Below are 16339 nucleotides of genomic sequence, written 5' to 3'. Positions count from 1 at the left end.
TTGACGTTCCGGAGCAAACCGTCACGACAGCGCGTACTTCGAAGCGGTGCTGGACGCCATTCCCGGCATTCGAGACGGTCGCCCAGGTCGGCCGAGACGAAGACCGGAGAAGGTGCATGGCGACAAGGCGTACGACCTTGGTCGCTGCCGTGGGGCGTGTCGTACACGGGGCATCACGGCTCGGCTCGCTCGGCGTGGCGTGAGCGGTTGGGACGGCATCGCCAGGTGGTTGAGCGCACGCTGTCGTGGTTGAACGGGTTTCGGCGTCTACGAATTCGGTACGAGCGGTACGCGTCGCAGTTCGAGGCATTTCATCTCCTGGCGTTGGCGTTGATCTGCTTCCGCACGCTGATGCGGTTGTGAAACCGCGTCTTACTCGGTATTCGGAGCGCCTTCCCTCGCGCCTTCGGGGGAGCGGGCGGCACGATCGCGAACGATGACTTCCTCGCCAGCATGCTCTTTGAGCCACGCAGCAAGGGAAGCGGCCGATCAATCTGGCAGCAGATCAACAGGCTCACGTGTTTCCAGGTCCTGCAGCACGGTGCGATAAGCGTCGAGAGGAGCGCAACTCACTCCCGTCAATAGCTTCAACGAGGCGTGTTCTGCTGAGCTTGGATGGCGGTGATTGCAATCGTGAACACGATGTCGTCTACCAAGGCGCCGCGCGAGAGGTCATTCACGGGCTTGCGCAGTCCCTGCAGCATTGGGCCGATGGACACCACGCCTGCACTGCGCTGCACCGCTTTGTAAGTGGTGTTGCCAGTGTTGAGGTCAGGAAAGATGAACACCGTCGCGCGCCCGGCCACCGGGCTGCCTGGGGCTTTCTGCGCGCCAACACTCGCAACACTCGCCGCGTCGTACTGCATGGGGCCATCGATGGGCAGGTCGGGACGCTTCTCGCGCGCCAGCCGGGTCGCCTTGCTGACCTTCTCCACGTCCTCGCCGCTGCCGCTGGTGCCAGTCGAGTAACTAATCATGGCCACACGCGGCTCAATTCCGAACGCGGCGGCGCTGTCGGCAGACTGCACCGCGATGTCGGCCAGCTCTTGCGCCGTCGGGTTGGGGTTAATGGCACAGTCACCGTAGACGAGAACTTGATCGGGCATCAGCATGAAGAACACGCTGGAGACAATCTTGGTGCCTGGCGCGGTCTTGATGAATTGCAACGCGGGACGCACCGTGTTGGCCGTGGTATGAACTGCGCCCGAGACGAGACCGTCCACCTCACCCTGAGCCAACATCATGGTCCCAAGCACGACGTTGTCTTCCAGCTGCTGTTCGGCCATGGGTTCGGTCAGGCCTTTGTGTCGGCGCAGCTCCACCAGGTGGGCCACGTAGCGGAAACGCAGCTGGTTAGGATCGAGGATCTCGAGGTCCGGAGGCAAGGTGATTCCCTGGGCGTCCGCGACCGCCTGTACCGCGTCGGGGGCCGCCAGCAGCACGCAGCGCGCGATGCCCTTCTGGTGGCAGATGACGGCGGCCCGCACCGTGCGGGGCTCGTCGCCTTCGGGCAGCACGATGCGCTTGCTCGCCGCCCGCGCCTTCTGCACCAGTTGGTACCGAAACGCGGGCGGCGGCAGGTGATGGCGGGCCGGTACGGGCATGCGTGGGCGCAGCGGCAGCACATCCAGCCGGTCGGCGATGAAGTCCAGCGTGCGCTCGATGCGCTCCAAGTCGTCGAGCGGCACCTGCGGGTCCATGCGCGCCAAGCGTCCCGCCGTGTCGTAACTGTTGGTGCTCACCTTCATCACCGGCAAGCTGCTGGTCAGCGCCGCTTGACACAGCCGCTCGATGCGCGGGTCCGGTTCGGCGTCCGAGGTGAGCAGCAACCCGGCCAGTGGCGTACCCGACAAGTGCGCCAAGCTGGCCGCCATCAGGATGTCGTCACGATCACCAGGGGCGACCACCAACGCGCCGGGCTTCATCAGGTCCGCCACGAAGGGCGCGCTGCGCGCGGACACGACCGTGGACTTCACCCGCCGGGAACGCAGTTCGCCTTCGTTGAGCACCTGGGCGCCCAGCTGCTGGGCCACGTCGAAGGTCCGGGGCTCATTCAGTTGCGGCTCAGCAGATATCAACCCCAGCTGCGGCAGCCGCCCGCTGGAGAGGGCTGGACTGCCTCGGCGCAACTCGGCCATCAAGGTGCCGTACTCCAGCCCGGACGGCACGTAGTTCACAATGTATCCTGCAAGTTCATCGCCGCCGCTTCCGTAGTCACGCACCGCGATCTCCAGCTGATCGCTGACCTCACGCGGTTGCCGATTCTGCAAGGTGGCGACCAGCACTGCGTTCGCCACCAGGGTATGGCTCATGGTGACATTGAGGGGATGGGCGTACGGATTCTGCCCGACCAGCGACAGCCCTTCCACCATCAGCACGTCCTTGCCTTGCCCGGCCTGTTGCGCGAGGCTCACGATCTCTTCGAGCAGCGCGTCCTGCTGACCTCCTCCGATCAATGCTTGAGCGCGCTGCAGGGGAATCGGATCGGGAATCACCCCTGCCAGCAGCTGCCGGGCGAACAGAGTGCTGCGGTCCTCCCCGAGCTCGTCTTGCGCAATGGGCTTGAGGAAGCCGACGTTCTCCTGAGCGCGCTGTAACGCGCGCGTCAGACTCAAAGTCACAGTGGTCAATCCAACGTCCTGCCCGGCAGGCCCTACGAAAAAGATACGCATGTTTCTCCGTCTGGCGGTGTCCGCCGAGTTCATGGTAGTCGCACCGGACGCACCACAGCATTACGGGAATGCAACGACGACCCGAGCCCGGACGCTTGCTTGACGTGATGGTCGACCGCCCGCGCAAAACGGCGGCTCCCGGCATCACGGCGCGAGGTGGCCTCGACACCCTGGTGCTCATGGAAGGTATCGGCGAGAACGACGCCTGGATGCGCGACGAACTGCTGCGCAGCCGGGCCCTGCTCGGCTTTCCGCTCGACCGTCGCGCGGCTTCCTCCGCGCCGTTTAACTCGCGGCCGAGTGAAAGGACGCCCAGCGGGACGAAGGCGTACGCGCCGTGGCAGCGGTGAGTTGCACGTTCACCTCGGTCAGGCGGGCCAACTGCAACGCCAGTGCCGTGATCGCGTCGTCGTTGATTCCTCCGTGACCACTCACGGGCAGGACAATCAGGTCCACGTGGCGGTCCTTCACGTACGTCGCCAGCTCCTGCAGCGTTTCGCTGAACTGCTGCACCACCAGGCGGGGAGGACGCCGCGCGCCCTTCGAGAGCGAGGAAAGCTGCTGCTGCGCGGCTGACCGTTCTTCCGGTGTGCCGTGATCGATGAGTCTCAGCAGCGTCACGTGACCACCGAGGGTGCGGGAAAGCTGGAACGCGTGATGCACTGCAAGCTGTTGGTCTGGGCGAGCGTCCAGGGGAACAAGAATATGGCGGTACATGGAGCTCCTTTCAAGGATGAAATCATCCGCGTCGTTGCATCGTGCGCTGCTGGCATTACCAGAGGGTTACACGCTCAACAGCAGGAGGGGCGCCGTAGCACCCCTCCTTGAAAACCACAACTACTGCGGTGCCGCCGCCACGACTCGTTTCCGGGTGAGCTTTGGGACTTGCACACCGAGTCTCGGCAGGACGAAGTGATCCAAGCCGAGGTAGCCCGCGACCCTCCAGCCCAGTACCAGCCACGTGGCCGCGATGAACAGCACCGGATTCAAGCTCACCGTTCCCGCCAGCAGGAAGTTCGCGTTCAAAAAACCACCGAAGAACGCTGCCAGGCCGGTAAACAACCCGAGGATCAAGGCGATCCCGACGAAGAGTTCGCCGTACGCCACCATGAACGAGAACAGGGTGGCGTTGGGCATCGCGACGTTCTCCAGGAACCAAGCATACCAGCCTTGCACGTCCGGGTGCTCGCCGTTCGTCTTGGCCAGCGCACCTTTGAAGAAGCCCATGACAGCGACACCGGCTTTCTCGCCGACCCACACTCCAGCGGGGTTGGTGAGTTTACCGAGCGCCGCGGTGACCCATTCGTAACCGACGTATAAGCGCAGGGCAGTCCAGAGTGGAGCCAGGCGGGGATCAGCGAAGAGGCGGGTGGTGAGGTGCGGTTCGGGAATGGTGATTCGGGGCGTGTTCATGTTGCCCTCCTTATGACCACAGCATCCCCCTCCCCTGTTACCAATGCGTTACGGCGCACGCCGGACGGCGCGGACCTCCACGTTGCCAGAACGTGACGATCAGCGGATGTTCGAGCACAGCTTGAATTGGCGATCGAAGTCCGCCACGCCTGATCGCCTGGGCTGACAAAACGGGCGAGAACACCGCCGGTGCGGTCACGACCATCCTGAAAACTCGCATGCACGCCGAACAACCTGCCTCGGAATCATGCGCTGGGCTGAGGAGAACGGAAACGACCGGTTGGAAGCGGCCTGCAAACGGGCGGTGGCGTTGGGTTCATTCAAGGACTGCAGCGTTCAAATCGCATGAAACGCCTGTTTGGCTTGCTCACCCTGGCGTTTGCCTGCTGTTCACGAGCGGGTGCTTGGAGGAAACGTATCGAGCTTATCCGCAGGAAATGACATGGTCGCAGGGCCGTGAGCGTCTTCGGGGATGCCTGGCCGTTCGCCGATTCCTCAACCACTCTGCCGGAAACGTCCGGGAAGTCATTCGCGCCGTGCGCCGTCACGCCCTCGATCAGTACGAGGCCTACCGGCACATTGCTCGAAGGAAGAACCGCTCAGCTCGACCTGATTGTCGACCTGACTCGCTTGGCAAGGAAGGCCCTTTTGAAGCGCTCAAAACCTGGATGTACCGCTTCAACGGCACCGCCGGTGTCCATCTGGTCATCTTGTCCCTCTGTTGCGGCGAGTTGCGCGTGCCCTGGTCATTCTTGGTGTGGCGGGGCAACGGATACCTTTTCCTTGCGCGGCTGGCTCCCCTCGAGATGCGTTCACGGCTGCCAGCCGTGCTCCATTGTGCTCGTGCATTCCGGCATGTCCTGGCGGACGCAGGCGTCAGCAGCAAGGTGTTCATTGAGGGCGTGGTCAAGCTGGGCTAGTCCGTTTCAGTCCGCATGCAGGGCAACCGGACGACCACGACGAGGCGGGCGCTCTGCGACCTTCGACGGCAGGGCGAGGCGGGCTTCGTGGCAGACGTGCCCGAGGTCCCGTTTTGGATGTGCTGGGTCTGGCTACCCAAGAAGAAGGGACAAGGACAGGAGAAACGTTTTGTGGTCTCGACCGTGCAGTGAACCGCATTCACGATCAAGAGGAAGGGGTGTCGACGCTGGAACATCTAGGCGCTGTTAAAGCGGTTTCGGCGTACATCGATTCGGTCAGCACAGCAATACTGGTATGCTCGGCTACTTCTGCCTTTGTCTGCTGAGCTTTCTGCCTCGAGGATCTGAAATCGTTGGAGTGCCGTGGGTCTGCTTGGCCAGACTGGGGTGAGCTGGCGGTATGGGGCAGGCAGAAACGCTGCGCCTTGGTGCGGCTTGCCGAACGTGAAGCAGAATTCGCGTGCCTCAAAGCCGCTGTTACGTTGACTCCAACCTGCCAGGGATTCGGTGTTGAACGCAAATGCACGTGTGGCGCCGCGAAGCTTTTGCTGGCGCCAGGCACGTGTTGAAGGTTGCGTTGCTCGACCGGAGCGAGTTTACGATCAATCTACGATGACTTTGGCGGTCATGTTGGTGTGAGGCAGGCAGTAGTACAGGTACGTGCCTTTCTTGGTGAAGGTATACGTCCAGTCCTTTCCCTGACCGATCATCACCGGCGTCCCCTTCGCTTCGTTCGACGAGTCGAACGCACGGCTTTTCGGGTTTCCTCCTGGCGTTCCTCCAGTGACGCTGTGCCCCACCGCGTCACGGTTCACCCATGCGACCTTCGTTCCGACCTTCACGTGCAACTCCTTCTGGTCGAAGGCAAAGTTCTTGATGTTCACCACTTTGATCGGTGAGTTCTTCGGCAGATGATCGTACACGTGGCTGTGCGCAGGGCTGTCGTCCGGGTACGCTTCGTCGACCTCGCGCGTTGTGCTGGCTGTCACGTCAGCATTTGGGTCTACTTGCATATCGGTCATCGCGTGGCTGTGGGCGTCGCCCGTGTTCGTCAGAGGCAGGCCGTAGGCGCTCACGGCTGGACTGCCCTTGAGCATCACGTGGATGCCGCCAGGGTAGATGCCGTTGTTGGTTACGTCCTTCACGATGTGGTCATGGAAGGGAAAGGCGCCATCACGGCCCTTCACCAAAATGTCCACGCGCTCGCCGGGTGCGATGAGCAGCGTGTCTTCCTGCACGGGCTGAGGCAGCGGGAAACCGTTACGGGCGATGATCAGGAAGCTGTTGCCGTGCATGTGCAGGCTGTGCACTTCCTCCCCGAAGTCCGCCACGCGAATCAGGTCCGTCTGTCCGTCAGGAATGGTGATGTCGGGAATCAAGGGGAAGGACTTGCCGTTCACCAGGAAATAGTTCGGCTCGCTCTTGTGCACCGCGGCGCCCGGGTTCTGGCGGCTGTCCCACTCGTCGAGAATCATGGCGTGCTCGTTCTTCCAGACTCTGGCGCTTGCTTCTTTCGGCTCCACGATGATGGCGCCGTACATGCCCATGTCCGCGTGCAGGTAGGTCTGGAAGTGGCAATGGTAACCGAACGTGCCAGCTTCAGTGGCGACGAATTCGTAGGTGGTTTCCTGGCCAGGCAGCACTTCGTTCAGGCCGTCCATTTCCTGAGAGAGCCGGTCGATGCCGTGCAGGTGCAGCGTGTGTGGCTGGTCGTGGGTGTTCTTGAAGTGAATGACAACGTGATCACCCTGAGTGACGACGAGGGGCGGCCCAGGCACGGTGGGCGGCTGGCCAGGAAAACCGAAGGCCCACTGCTCGACCTTGACGCCTGGTGCGATTTCGGCGTGGATCTTGTGAACCTCGATGGTGAACTCGCGCCGCTGGCCGGTGGCCTGCTGCACGGTGACGGTCCGGTTGGCTGCTTGCTGAAAGTGGTTGATGATGGCGTCACGGGCGGTTCCGGCGGAACGGCTGCTCGAGGCTGAAGCGAGGAATCCAGCGGTGAGGGCAGCGCCGAGGACAGCGAGAGCGACGGTGGTGGTGGTGATGCGGCGTTGGACTTGCTTGGTATTCATGGTCTGGCTCCGTGAGGAAGGGCGTGGGGAAGGTTGACTTCCCGATGCCTGGAGTTTCCAGTGTCGTCATTACCAAGGCGTTACCGCTCGTTCACCTGAGACGATGAGAACGTGTGCGTGGCAGTTCACGCCGCGTTGCCTCGAGGCGAACGCGACGGCAGGTGCGGATGCGTTCCAACATGTAGACGCATGGCATTCTTCTATGACGCTGCCGGCGCTCGTGCGCCATTCGGATGGACCCGCGGTGTGGTTCGACGATCTGTGCGGGCCCACGCGTCACTTAAGGTTCTCGTCCCGACATCACGTTTCCCGCGACGGCTTGAAGCTTCAGTGAACGTGACGTCATCTGAGCACGTGGCACCAGCGGCCTTTGCTACTGACGTGGCGCCCTGCTGGTCAGCTCTGACTTGGGCTAGGCGTGGCGGCGGTGGCAGACTGAGGCATGCCCCGCAAGAAGACCGCCACTGACCCAACTCCGCAGCTCCTGCCGCCCGGGAACTTCGACCTGATGGACATCGCCGAAAGCATGGCCCAGGACATGGCGATGGACAGCAAAGAGGCCATAGGCGCAGCCATCGACTTCGAAAAGTCATTGCTCCACCCCGCGCACACCATCGCCAGCCAAGCGATCCGTGTCGACGAGCCCGACACCGAGGCTGAACGCGTGGGGGCCGCGCAGCGGCAGGTCAAGTTGCTCAGCCAGCTCTTCTTGGAACTCCAGCACCTCACCGAGCCGCAGGGCCGCTGAGCGCACTGACTCGACGCCACACGATGATCATGCACGCCAACTGACACAACCCCAGAAACGCTGCTGACGAGCGCTCACGTCGCACGGCCAGCTTACGAAACGCCAGCACCCATGCCAGCGTACGCTCCACTCGCCACCTCCAGCGTCCCAGCCGCTCACTCGAGTCCTTGCCGCGCCGCGCGATCCGCGCCTTGATGCCTCGTGTGCGACAGGCGTGGCGGCACCGTCGGGCGTCATACCCTTTGTCCGCGTGGAGCTTGTCGGGCCGCCGTCGGGGTCGGCCTTGCCGTCCGTTGCGTACGCCTTGCACGGCGTCCAGGGTCTGCTCGAAGCGCTGGTTATCGTGGACGTTCGCGCCGGAAATCGTCACACCCAGTGGCAGGCCGTGTCCGTCAACCAGGAGATGGATCTTGCTGCCGTTCTTGCCACGGTCCGTAGGGTTGGGTCCGACGTCTTGCCCGCCGCGTGGTGCGGGGACGCTGGCCGAGTCGAGCGAGGCGCGTGACCAGTCCAGCAGCCCGTGTTGTTCGGCGTGATCGAGTACGAGTCGGAAGAGGCGCTGCCAGACTCCCGCTTGGCACCATGCGTGGAAGCGACGTTCGCAAGTGCGACCGCTTCCAAACCCGAGGGCGAGCGGGAGGGATCGCCAGGGCAGTCCCCAGCGGAGGATGTCGAGGATGCCGGCGAGGGTACGGCGGGGATAGATGCGCTTTCGACCTGGCCTGTTTTGCTGAACACGGCGGGGAATGATGGGGTTGACGACGCGCCACAGGTCGTCAGGAACGAGCTGGTCGAGCATCGCGCCACCATGGCGCGCTCCAATCTGTCCTCAGGCTCTAAGGGCCCAGGCTCACTTTGAGGAAGTCACAGTCATGTGAAAACTCGAATGGGGCGAGCAAAGCGTGCGTTCTTGCGCCCGCATCTCGAGTTCTAGGTAAGGGTGACGCCAGCAGTGGCGCAAAAACGAACGCCAAGCCCAGACCCAAGCTTTCGCCCAGGCTCATCCCTTAGGAACCCAACACCCGGATCGGCAGCGAAGCCCCGCTCAAGTGCACCCCGAACGCGCACCCGCGTCGAACCAGGAACTGGGGCCACTCCCGGGTGAAGTCCAGATGCACCTCCACCCGCTGTTCTCGGAGCAACACTCGACGGTGCTTCAGACCCATGACAAATGCACGTCGTCGACCCTGCCGCCGCTACATTGACCGACATAAAAAGGCAGCGCCGGGCAGGTCGTCGAGCACCTGCCCGGCCGTTTCACGGGCCGCTCCTTAGCCCTCCCGATTACCGCCCGGCAGGTCGCCGTGAATCACGGGGCCTGCCAGTGGCGCGGCGTTGCTGGCGCAGGCTGGATCTAACGGGACCTCATCGCCGTTGGGTTGACGCGTGCAGACGGACGGGAGCGGCCGTTGGTTAGTGAAACAGCATGTTCGCCAGATGCACGGCCACAGTCTCCACGTCGTTATCATCGTCATTGCTCATCACGATCACCGTGACGCCGTCTGTGGGGAAGCGCAGGTTGGCAGCTGTGAAGTGGTAGGTATTGCCGGTGGTGAAGATGACCTGATGCCCGGCGATCTTCCCGACCTTCCACTGTGCGGCCCGGCCCTCCTCCGTGATGCCCGCATCGGGCTCGGAGACGGACGCCCGTGGGGTGACGAGGCGCTTCAGCGAGCGCGACGAGAGGATTTTCCCGCCGAACAGCGCGTTGTCGTAGGCGTACACATCCTCGAGGGTCGAGACGACCTGAAAGTAGTCGTTGTAGTGGCCTACGGGATTGGCTGTCGAGCCCGCGTAATCACGTGCGCGGGCCGGCGGAAGCATGGCATCGGTCATGCGCCCACTGTGCGTCATGCCGGCCGGGGTGAAGATGGCCTCGCGCATGACGGTGGCCCACGGCTTGCCCGTGACCTTCTCGAAGATGGTCCCGAGCACGACGACGGTGCAGTTCCTGTAGTCCACCGCCGTCGGCGACGGACGGAACGCCAGCCCCGTGGACTGGCAACCGGCCAGGGAGTCGGCCACCGAGTGCCCCTCCTGATCCCAGCCCCAGCCGGGCAACCCGGCGGTGCCGTCAATGACCATACCGACGGTGATGGGCTGCCACGCCGCGGGGCAGGAGCGCAGATACGTGCAGACGAGCGCCCCGTCCTTGAGCACGCCCTGCTCCTCCAGCTTGAGGGCCGCCGCCAGGACCATCCCCAAGCTGACCCCGCCGACGGGGTACGCGGTAGTCGGGGCGTTGCGCACCTTGTGTTCCCGGTCCGCCATGCCGTATCCCTTGCTCAGGAGGACCGTGCCGCGCCGTGCCACCAGCACCGCGCCGCTAAAGCCCTGCTGCGCGGCGAGGTCGGTGAGATACGCGTCGAGGCGGGCGTCCGCGGCCTGGTTCGCCCCGCCGGCCCCGCCGGACAGCGCTGACGGTGCCAGGGCCACGAGCGCGCTCACGAGCAAGGGCACAACCGTGAAGCTGCGACGCCGCCTGTCCGTCCACACGTAGGTACGTTCCATATCTGCCCCCGATTCAGCGCTTCTGCGCCAGAGAATGGCTGGCTTCCGGACTCCGTCATTCGGGAGGCCTGGACATGGAATGCATGTTACGAGAGGGGGGCCGTGAACCGCACCGGGCGCGTTGCGCTCAGCGTTGTGAAGACAAGACCATCAACATGCGACTGTTGACCGAGCAGGGCGTTCCAAGTCGATACCTCTGTGAGGTTTCTTGCAATTTAGTGTACTCCGATTCACCGTCAATCGCCATGCCCACGCTCTCCCTGTCGACTCCCATTTCGGACGCTGAGCCGCATCACGTAAAGCACCGGGCGGCGCGTGCGGAACCCGGGATGGGGACGCCTGCCGGCAAATGCAGGTCCGTCCCTTCCGACTGCCATCCCGTGCCCCCTTGTTAAGCGCGACAAGCCGCGACCCTCAACGGCATCAAAAGACGTCGACGGGCTACTCATTCCTTACCCTGCCCGCACGGCAGGTCGCCCTGTACCTCGAGGCGAGCCAGGGGTGCGGCGTTCCTGCATGGCCTCCGACTCGTGCATGGCCCAGGACATCACGCACTCCAACTGGTCGATCTAGAACCTTGACAGAAGCAGAAAGGAAGAGCGAACAGGAGGAAGGCGTGGCGAAACAGCAACATCGTGCCCCGTACGTTCGTTTTGCCACTTCAAGTTGATGTTCTAATTTCGAAGACATGGAGACTAAGGCAGTTCTCTCCTTTTGGTTGAATGTGTCACCTAATTGCTTTGGTACACTTGTGCTAGAGGTGCGACATATGTCCATGGTTCACAAGGAAGTCGAGTTGGGAGAGAAGGGACGCGTCGTCATTCCGCAAGAAGTCCGCAAAGCCCTCGGGGCTGCCCCCGGTGACCGACTGGTATTCACCCTCGAAGACGGCATCATCACCGTCACCACCCGCGCCCGCCTCGTGAAGAACCTTCGCGGCAAGTACCACCTGCCCAACCGCAACCTCACCGAAGAGCTCTCCCAAGAACGCGCGCAGGAAGCGGACGGCAAAACGTGGTGATCGACGCGTCGGCCCTGCTCGCCTTCTTCCAAGACGAGCTCGGCGCGGACGTCGTCGAAGCGGCCCTCGCCAAAGGCGCCGTGATGAGCAGCGTCAACATCACCGAGGTCATCGGCAAGCTCGTAGGCAGCGGCGTCGCCCCGGAAAACGAGGTGCGTGACGACATTTTGAATCTCGGTTTGGAGATCGCGGCGTTCGACGAGACGCAAGCGGTACATGCGGGATTCTTCTACGCGCGGCGCAGTCCGTACAACCTCAGCCTCGGCGACTGCGCCTGCCTCGCCCTCGCCGAGACGCGGAAGCTGGAGGTCCTCACGGCTGAGCGCACCTGGCAAGGGATTCCAGACTTGCGCGTCCGCGTGCATCTGATTCGATAGCAGAACTTCGCGCACCCGCACGCTTAGAGGCTGTTGCATGGCCGTGGAATGCTGGCGTTGAGCCTCTACGATGACCTCATGCTGAAGTTCACCGGACCCACGAAGGCTGACAGGTTCGACGAACCGTGGTCACCGCTCTTCGAGGACCTCTACGCCCTGCGGCTTATCGAGCAGGGCGCCTCCTCGATCCTGACGCCAAATCGTCCCACGCCTCCCTGGGTCTGGTGGCGCCGTGTCCCAGACGCGCTCGACGTTGGTCACGACTTCAGCGTCCTGGTCGAATTGTTCTCAGGACGGGTGGAATGGCGCCTGCAGCGGGCACACCCCCGCACCTGGATCTTGCGGCCTGTCGTCCTCGACAGCTTTCTTGAGAACCGGACTCGGCGTATCAGGCGGGCCGCTCGTTCCCCGCGTTGGAGCGCCTCAAGGGCAGCATGTCGGTGGTTTCGCCCCTGCCCTTCCGCCAGGCGGTGTTCCAAGAGTACGAAGCCCGCCATCCGGGGTTTTCATGCCTCGCCTTCGAGGACGTGGCTGTGCTCGCACCTCTTCTTCGCAACGAGTTGCGTCGCCTCACCGCCAGCGGGAAGGACGAGTGAGATCCGTCGTCATGGACAGTAGGCATTGAGCGTTCGCCAGCAGATCAAGCAGCAGCCGAGCAGGTTGAGCGCCAACCGCTGGCTTCCTGCTCGCTCGTACCGCACGCGAAGACGTCGGAACCCGTTCAGCCAGCTGAGCGTGCGCTCGACAACCCAGCGGTGTCGTCCAAGCCGTTCGCTCGACTCCACACCGCGTCGCGCGATACGTGGCTGGACGCCTCGCGCTCGACACGCTTGATGACAGCGTCCGTAGTCGTATCCATTATCGGCGTGTAACTTCTTGGGACGTCGCTGTGGTCGTCCCGGTTTCCCAGTCCGCAGGGCCGGAACAGCATCGAGTAGGGCTTCGAACATCATGTTGTCGTGGGTGTTCGCACCGGAAAGAAGAAGAGCCAGCGGAAGACCGTTGCGATCCACGATGATGTGGCGCTTGGTGCCAAGCTTCCCCCGATCGGTGGAATTGCGACCGGTGAGATTCACGGTTTCACAGCTCGAACACTCGCAGCGTCGAGAGCGGCACGACTCCAATCAACCGGGCCGAGCGCGTGCAATTCGTTGAGGCGGACGTGATGCAGCCGTTGCCGCACGTCCGCCGATTGCCAGTCGCGAAGTCGCCGTCAGCACGTGACACCGCTCGGGAAGCCGTCGCCTTTGGGCAGGGCGTTCCAACGGACGCCTTCTTTCAGGACGTCCATGATGCCCGCGGGGGTGGCACGTGCGCATGCGAACTGCCCGCCGCCCTTGGGGTGGGATACGACGGGCACGCGTGGCTCAACGAGGTGCCAAAGGCGATCAAGGACGAGGATTTCGACCACCGCGCCACCTGACCGCTCGGCCGTGAAACAGCCTCTTGGTACGGTGTCCAAGTTGTTCTGCTGCGCACAGGCACCGTGTCCTACTCTGAAACGGACACCGGACACATCACGAGCTGACACAAGTAGCGCTGCGTTCCCTTGAGGGCCGCGTACTTCCCGAACACCTCAAGCAGATCCGCCTGCATCGCCTTGGCATCTTCGAACTTCAGCGACAACGCCGGGTACACGAACGACAGCAACGCCGGACTCTGCGCGTTCGGTGACAAGTCTTCGTCCGGCGAACGCGTCATCTTCGAATGCACGCGCCCGTCCTCACCGCGCGCGACTCGCAAGCCCCATCCCTCGCCCATGCCCCTGAGCGTCTGAGCGACGTTGCGCCGCACCCAACCGTGAACGTCGCCCTCCACCGCCGTGAGGTACGACTCCAGCGACTCGTAGCGGGTCACCTCGAACGGCACGAAGAACACCGTCGCGACCGCTCGGTACAACCGCATCGCGCGGCCCTTGCGGCGACGCTCTTCATCACCGCGGAGCAGACCGAGCGCCGTGAGGCGCCGCACGCGGTACCGCACCCAGTCGAGGTCCTCGTTGAGCTCCCGCGCGACTTCGGACGTGCTGCGCGCCTCATCGAGGAACGCGTCGAGCAGCCGCGTTGTCCGCACGTCCAGCAACGCGTGCGCGGCCGCGGGATCGTGCACGGTGAGGCTACCGGAATGTCTGGCTATCATGTTCGGTAGCTTACGCGAACACTACGTTCATGTCGCTCTTCACCCTGGAACACGGTCCCATCGACGCGCCAAGCGTCCTCTTCCTGCACGGCGCGGGCGTCTCTTCTTGGATGTGGAACGACACGATGCGGGCACTGCCACAACTGCACGGCCTCGCGCCCGACCTCCCCGGTCTCGGCAAAAACAGCAGTGTCGGTCCCTTCGAAGTGACGCGCGCCGCGAGACTCTTGACGACGTTCATCGAAGAGCGCGCCATGGACGGACGCGCGCACGTGGTGGGGCACTCGTTGGGCGGCGCGGTCGCCGCGCAACTGACCGCCGTGGCGCCGCACGTGGTGCGCAGCGTCACCTTGATCGGCGTGACCGCCCAGCCCCTGAAGTTCGAGCGGCTGCTCGTCGCGGCGACACTCGCCCTCGGACCGTTGATGCGCCACGCGAAGGTGATCGACGCGCAGGCGAAGGCATTGGGCGTGCCGTTCGAGGCGCGGGCGCAGTTCGAAGCGGATCAGCGTGCGCTGACAGGCGACGTGCTGAAGGCCGTGATGCGTGAGGGCGCCCGGTTTTGCGTTCCGGACGAGTTGAGGCGCGTGAACGTCCCGGTTCTGGCCTTGGTGGGCGCGCGTGAAGCGGCGGTCAATCGCACGTCCGCCGTCGAGCTCGTGAGAGGCATGCGGCGAGGACGGGCGTTGAGCGTCCCGGGAGGAGGGCACGCGTGGCTGGCACGGCAACCGGACCTGCTCGTGAGGACGCTCGTCAGCTTCTGGGCGGACGACGCGTTGCCGGATGAACTGGTGAGCCTGCCTGTGAAAGCCAAGCGTCCTCACACTAACCGCGAGTGGACGAAGGATTAGTTGGCGGAATTGTCATTTTCACGTTGAGGCACGATCAAACGGGATCGCCACGAAGACGAAGCACACATCGTCACCAGATGGTCACGATGACGTCACGTTCACGTCCGGCAAGACGAACGCCTCGAAGCGATTCGACGCGAACCCACGTCCAACGGCGCACTGTTCACGGCCCACCACGGCCCTCGATCGCGCCTCAGGGCAGCGGTGACGCGCTCGGCCATCGTCTCGATCTCGGCGATTTCGTCGAGGCTCGGAACGCCGTGCAACGTGATGGTACGCGTCACGGCGTCTCGGAAAGCGTCGGCGTTGCCCGCAAGGGACAGGGGAACAAGTCGATGTTGAGCAAGGTCAAGCCACGCCTTGCCGCCAGTACTCGTTGGTCCAGTCTTTGACGCCTTGACCCTGCTCCAGGCCACGACGGGCAGCCACGGCTTGAGCCTGCACGGTCTCGTACGCCTCGGCTGGACTTGTCGTCCTCGGCAGGGAGATCAACGTCTCGCGAAGGTCGGCAGCGATTTTCAAGGCGTGGGGCGTGCCAATGTCTTGAGCGGCGACGATCAATTCGGCGACGGCGCGTCGAGCGCGACAGTAAGCGTCCATGGCTTCAGGCTAGGGTGTCGAGGCGAGGCGCTGCATTTAGCGTGAATCGAACATCTTTTGTCAGACTCGTCATGTTCGCTTGACGGCACGTCCCGAGGGAGACGAAGACCCATGAAGCGCCTCCATGCCGTGCGCGAAGTCGAAGCCGCGCGGCGTGGATCGACGCGATCAGGGTGTAACGGTCAGCACGCGCGCCACGCTCGCGAGGGAAGGTAAACGCCGAGCGCTCGAGGCATGAAAAAAGCGCCCTTTCGAGGCGCTGATAAGGACAAGATCGCGTGGGATGCGCGGCGGGTCAACTCGATTCATGACACGCGCCGGACGTGTCTTCTCAATCCTTTTGGCAGATCGGTCCGACGTTGAGGCGTTCCACCCTCACGTTGCCGTCAGGTCCGATTACGAGCGTGAAGCGTCCTCGGTCGAGAATCTTGGTGCCGTCACTTCCCATGATGTGGCCGGTGCCAAGATCGGTGACGATGAGACCACCCGAAGCTGGGACGTTGACGCTCAAGCGGGAGCGCACCATATCAGTGAATGTTGTGCCAGCGGAGCCGGTGTAGGTGCCCGTGAAGAAGGCGTTGACGTGGAAGTGGAAGCCTCCATTGGCGTCTTCGACCAAGCGCGTTTCGCGTTCGACGGTGGTCGTTCCGGTGATCAGCTCCCCGGTGCAGGGACTTATCAACTCGAATGTTTGCGTTTCCGTGGCGGACGTGACCGTCGGAGGGGCTGCAAGAGCAGTGGTGGTGACAGCGACGAAGGTGATGGCCAAGGTGCTTCCCTTCATACGAACCCCCTCCTCGATTGTTCCTCGAGGCTTTCAGGGTGCGCTCAAGAAACACTCATTGGTTGCAGGACACCTGAAGGTTCTGAGAAACGTGCCCCTACAAAAACCTAATGTTCTTACAACGCGAAGAGTGACGCCCGCGCCCACCGCGCGAATTGCTCTTCGCTGCCGCCGTACGCACAACGAGAAGCAACCAAAAAAAGCGCCCTTTCGGACGCTGATAATCAA

Annotated in this window: 17 protein-coding genes and 2 pseudogenes; 8 read left to right on the top strand and 11 right to left on the bottom strand. The window is 63.2% G+C overall.

The window, feature by feature from the left end:
- Positions 1 to 7: 7 nt before the first annotated feature.
- Positions 8 to 363 (top strand): annotated as a pseudogene (locus DES52_RS23525) (transposase); the annotation flags it as partial.
- A gap of 224 nt (positions 364 to 587) precedes the next feature.
- Here the strand turns inward: DES52_RS23525 and pta are convergent.
- Complete coding sequence (pta, locus tag DES52_RS17790) at positions 588 to 2672, bottom strand: phosphate acetyltransferase (protein ID WP_110888184.1); 2085 nt, start codon at positions 2670 to 2672, stop codon at positions 588 to 590.
- Positions 2673 to 2740: 68 nt separating this feature from the next.
- Between pta and DES52_RS23770 the strand changes: the two genes are divergently transcribed.
- Positions 2741 to 3022 carry a hypothetical protein gene (locus DES52_RS23770; RefSeq protein WP_425451132.1) on the top strand — a complete coding sequence of 94 codons (282 nt, stop codon included), beginning with the start codon at positions 2741 to 2743 and terminating at the stop codon, positions 3020 to 3022.
- Here DES52_RS23770 and DES52_RS17785 read toward each other — a convergent pair.
- Both DES52_RS17785 and DES52_RS17780 read right to left on the bottom strand, forming a co-directional pair.
- Positions 2958 to 3389 (bottom strand): universal stress protein, encoded by a 432-nt coding sequence (locus tag DES52_RS17785; RefSeq protein ID WP_110888183.1) that lies wholly within the window; start codon positions 3387 to 3389, stop codon positions 2958 to 2960. The two genes, DES52_RS23770 and DES52_RS17785, sit on opposite strands and share 65 nt — an antisense overlap.
- A gap of 120 nt (positions 3390 to 3509) precedes the next feature.
- Positions 3510 to 4085, bottom strand: coding sequence for a DoxX family membrane protein (locus DES52_RS17780; RefSeq protein ID WP_110888182.1), 576 nt, complete (start codon positions 4083 to 4085; stop codon positions 3510 to 3512).
- Between the two features lie 404 nt (positions 4086 to 4489).
- On the opposite strand from DES52_RS17780, the gene DES52_RS22625 reads away from it, so the two are divergent.
- On the top strand, positions 4490 to 5005 hold the full coding sequence (locus DES52_RS22625; protein WP_146237355.1) for a hypothetical protein: 516 nt from the start codon (positions 4490 to 4492) through the stop codon (positions 5003 to 5005).
- Between the two features lie 602 nt (positions 5006 to 5607).
- On the opposite strand, the gene DES52_RS17770 is transcribed toward DES52_RS22625, so the two are convergent.
- A complete protein-coding gene (locus DES52_RS17770; protein ID WP_110888180.1) occupies positions 5608 to 7080 on the bottom strand; it encodes a multicopper oxidase domain-containing protein in 1473 nt (490 codons plus the stop codon).
- Positions 7081 to 7522: 442 nt separating this feature from the next.
- Between DES52_RS17770 and DES52_RS17765 the strand changes: the two genes are divergently transcribed.
- Entirely contained in the window at positions 7523 to 7828 is a 306-nt protein-coding gene (locus DES52_RS17765; protein ID WP_245901113.1) for a hypothetical protein, read from the top strand.
- Here DES52_RS17765 and DES52_RS17760 read toward each other — a convergent pair.
- The gene (locus DES52_RS17760; RefSeq protein ID WP_110888179.1) at positions 7806 to 8627 is read right to left on the bottom strand and encodes an IS5 family transposase; all 822 of its coding nucleotides are present in this window, start codon (positions 8625 to 8627) and stop codon (positions 7806 to 7808) included. The two genes, DES52_RS17765 and DES52_RS17760, sit on opposite strands and share 23 nt — an antisense overlap.
- Before the next feature lie 614 nt (positions 8628 to 9241).
- Positions 9242 to 10339, bottom strand: coding sequence for a serine hydrolase domain-containing protein (locus DES52_RS17755; RefSeq protein ID WP_110888178.1), 1098 nt, complete (start codon positions 10337 to 10339; stop codon positions 9242 to 9244).
- Positions 10340 to 11108: 769 nt separating this feature from the next.
- Here DES52_RS17755 and DES52_RS17750 point away from each other — a divergent pair.
- The 3 genes from DES52_RS17750 (at position 11109) to DES52_RS23075 (ending at position 12333) form a co-directional block, all read left to right on the top strand.
- Complete coding sequence (locus DES52_RS17750) at positions 11109 to 11360, top strand: AbrB/MazE/SpoVT family DNA-binding domain-containing protein (RefSeq protein ID WP_170131130.1); 252 nt, start codon at positions 11109 to 11111, stop codon at positions 11358 to 11360.
- Positions 11354 to 11737 carry a type II toxin-antitoxin system VapC family toxin gene (locus DES52_RS17745; protein WP_110888176.1) on the top strand — a complete coding sequence of 128 codons (384 nt, stop codon included), beginning with the start codon at positions 11354 to 11356 and terminating at the stop codon, positions 11735 to 11737. Before DES52_RS17750 ends, DES52_RS17745 begins: the two co-directional genes overlap by 7 nt.
- 434 nt (positions 11738 to 12171) lie before the next feature.
- A complete protein-coding gene (locus DES52_RS23075) occupies positions 12172 to 12333 on the top strand; it encodes a hypothetical protein (RefSeq protein WP_170131129.1) in 162 nt (53 codons plus the stop codon).
- A 9-nt stretch (positions 12334 to 12342) separates the two neighbouring features.
- Here the strand turns inward: DES52_RS23075 and DES52_RS17740 are convergent.
- A pseudogene (locus DES52_RS17740) lies at positions 12343 to 13148 on the bottom strand (IS5 family transposase).
- Between the two features lie 80 nt (positions 13149 to 13228).
- Positions 13229 to 13876, bottom strand: a complete 648-nt coding sequence (locus tag DES52_RS17735) for a helix-turn-helix domain-containing protein (protein WP_110888175.1) — start codon at positions 13874 to 13876, stop codon at positions 13229 to 13231.
- 29 nt (positions 13877 to 13905) lie between these two features.
- On the opposite strand from DES52_RS17735, the gene DES52_RS17730 reads away from it, so the two are divergent.
- A complete protein-coding gene (locus DES52_RS17730; protein ID WP_110888174.1) occupies positions 13906 to 14727 on the top strand; it encodes an alpha/beta fold hydrolase in 822 nt (273 codons plus the stop codon).
- A gap of 98 nt (positions 14728 to 14825) precedes the next feature.
- Here the strand turns inward: DES52_RS17730 and DES52_RS17725 are convergent, their stop codons facing one another.
- The 3 genes from DES52_RS17725 to DES52_RS17715 form a co-directional block, all read right to left on the bottom strand.
- Positions 14826 to 15011: a hypothetical protein gene (locus tag DES52_RS17725; protein WP_110888173.1), complete on the bottom strand. Its 186-nt coding sequence runs from the start codon at positions 15009 to 15011 to the stop codon at positions 14826 to 14828.
- A gap of 64 nt (positions 15012 to 15075) precedes the next feature.
- Complete coding sequence (locus DES52_RS17720; RefSeq protein ID WP_110888172.1) at positions 15076 to 15327, bottom strand: hypothetical protein; 252 nt, start codon at positions 15325 to 15327, stop codon at positions 15076 to 15078.
- Positions 15328 to 15658: 331 nt separating this feature from the next.
- The gene (locus tag DES52_RS17715; RefSeq protein ID WP_146237354.1) at positions 15659 to 16096 is read right to left on the bottom strand and encodes a hypothetical protein; all 438 of its coding nucleotides are present in this window, start codon (positions 16094 to 16096) and stop codon (positions 15659 to 15661) included.
- Positions 16097 to 16339: the final 243 nt, after the last annotated feature.

Source organism: Deinococcus yavapaiensis KR-236 (assembly GCF_003217515.1).
GTDB lineage: Bacteria > Deinococcota > Deinococci > Deinococcales > Deinococcaceae > Deinococcus_A > Deinococcus_A yavapaiensis.
The sequence above is the reverse complement of the archived record's forward strand: the minus strand, read 5'-3'. Positions and strand labels throughout refer to the sequence as shown.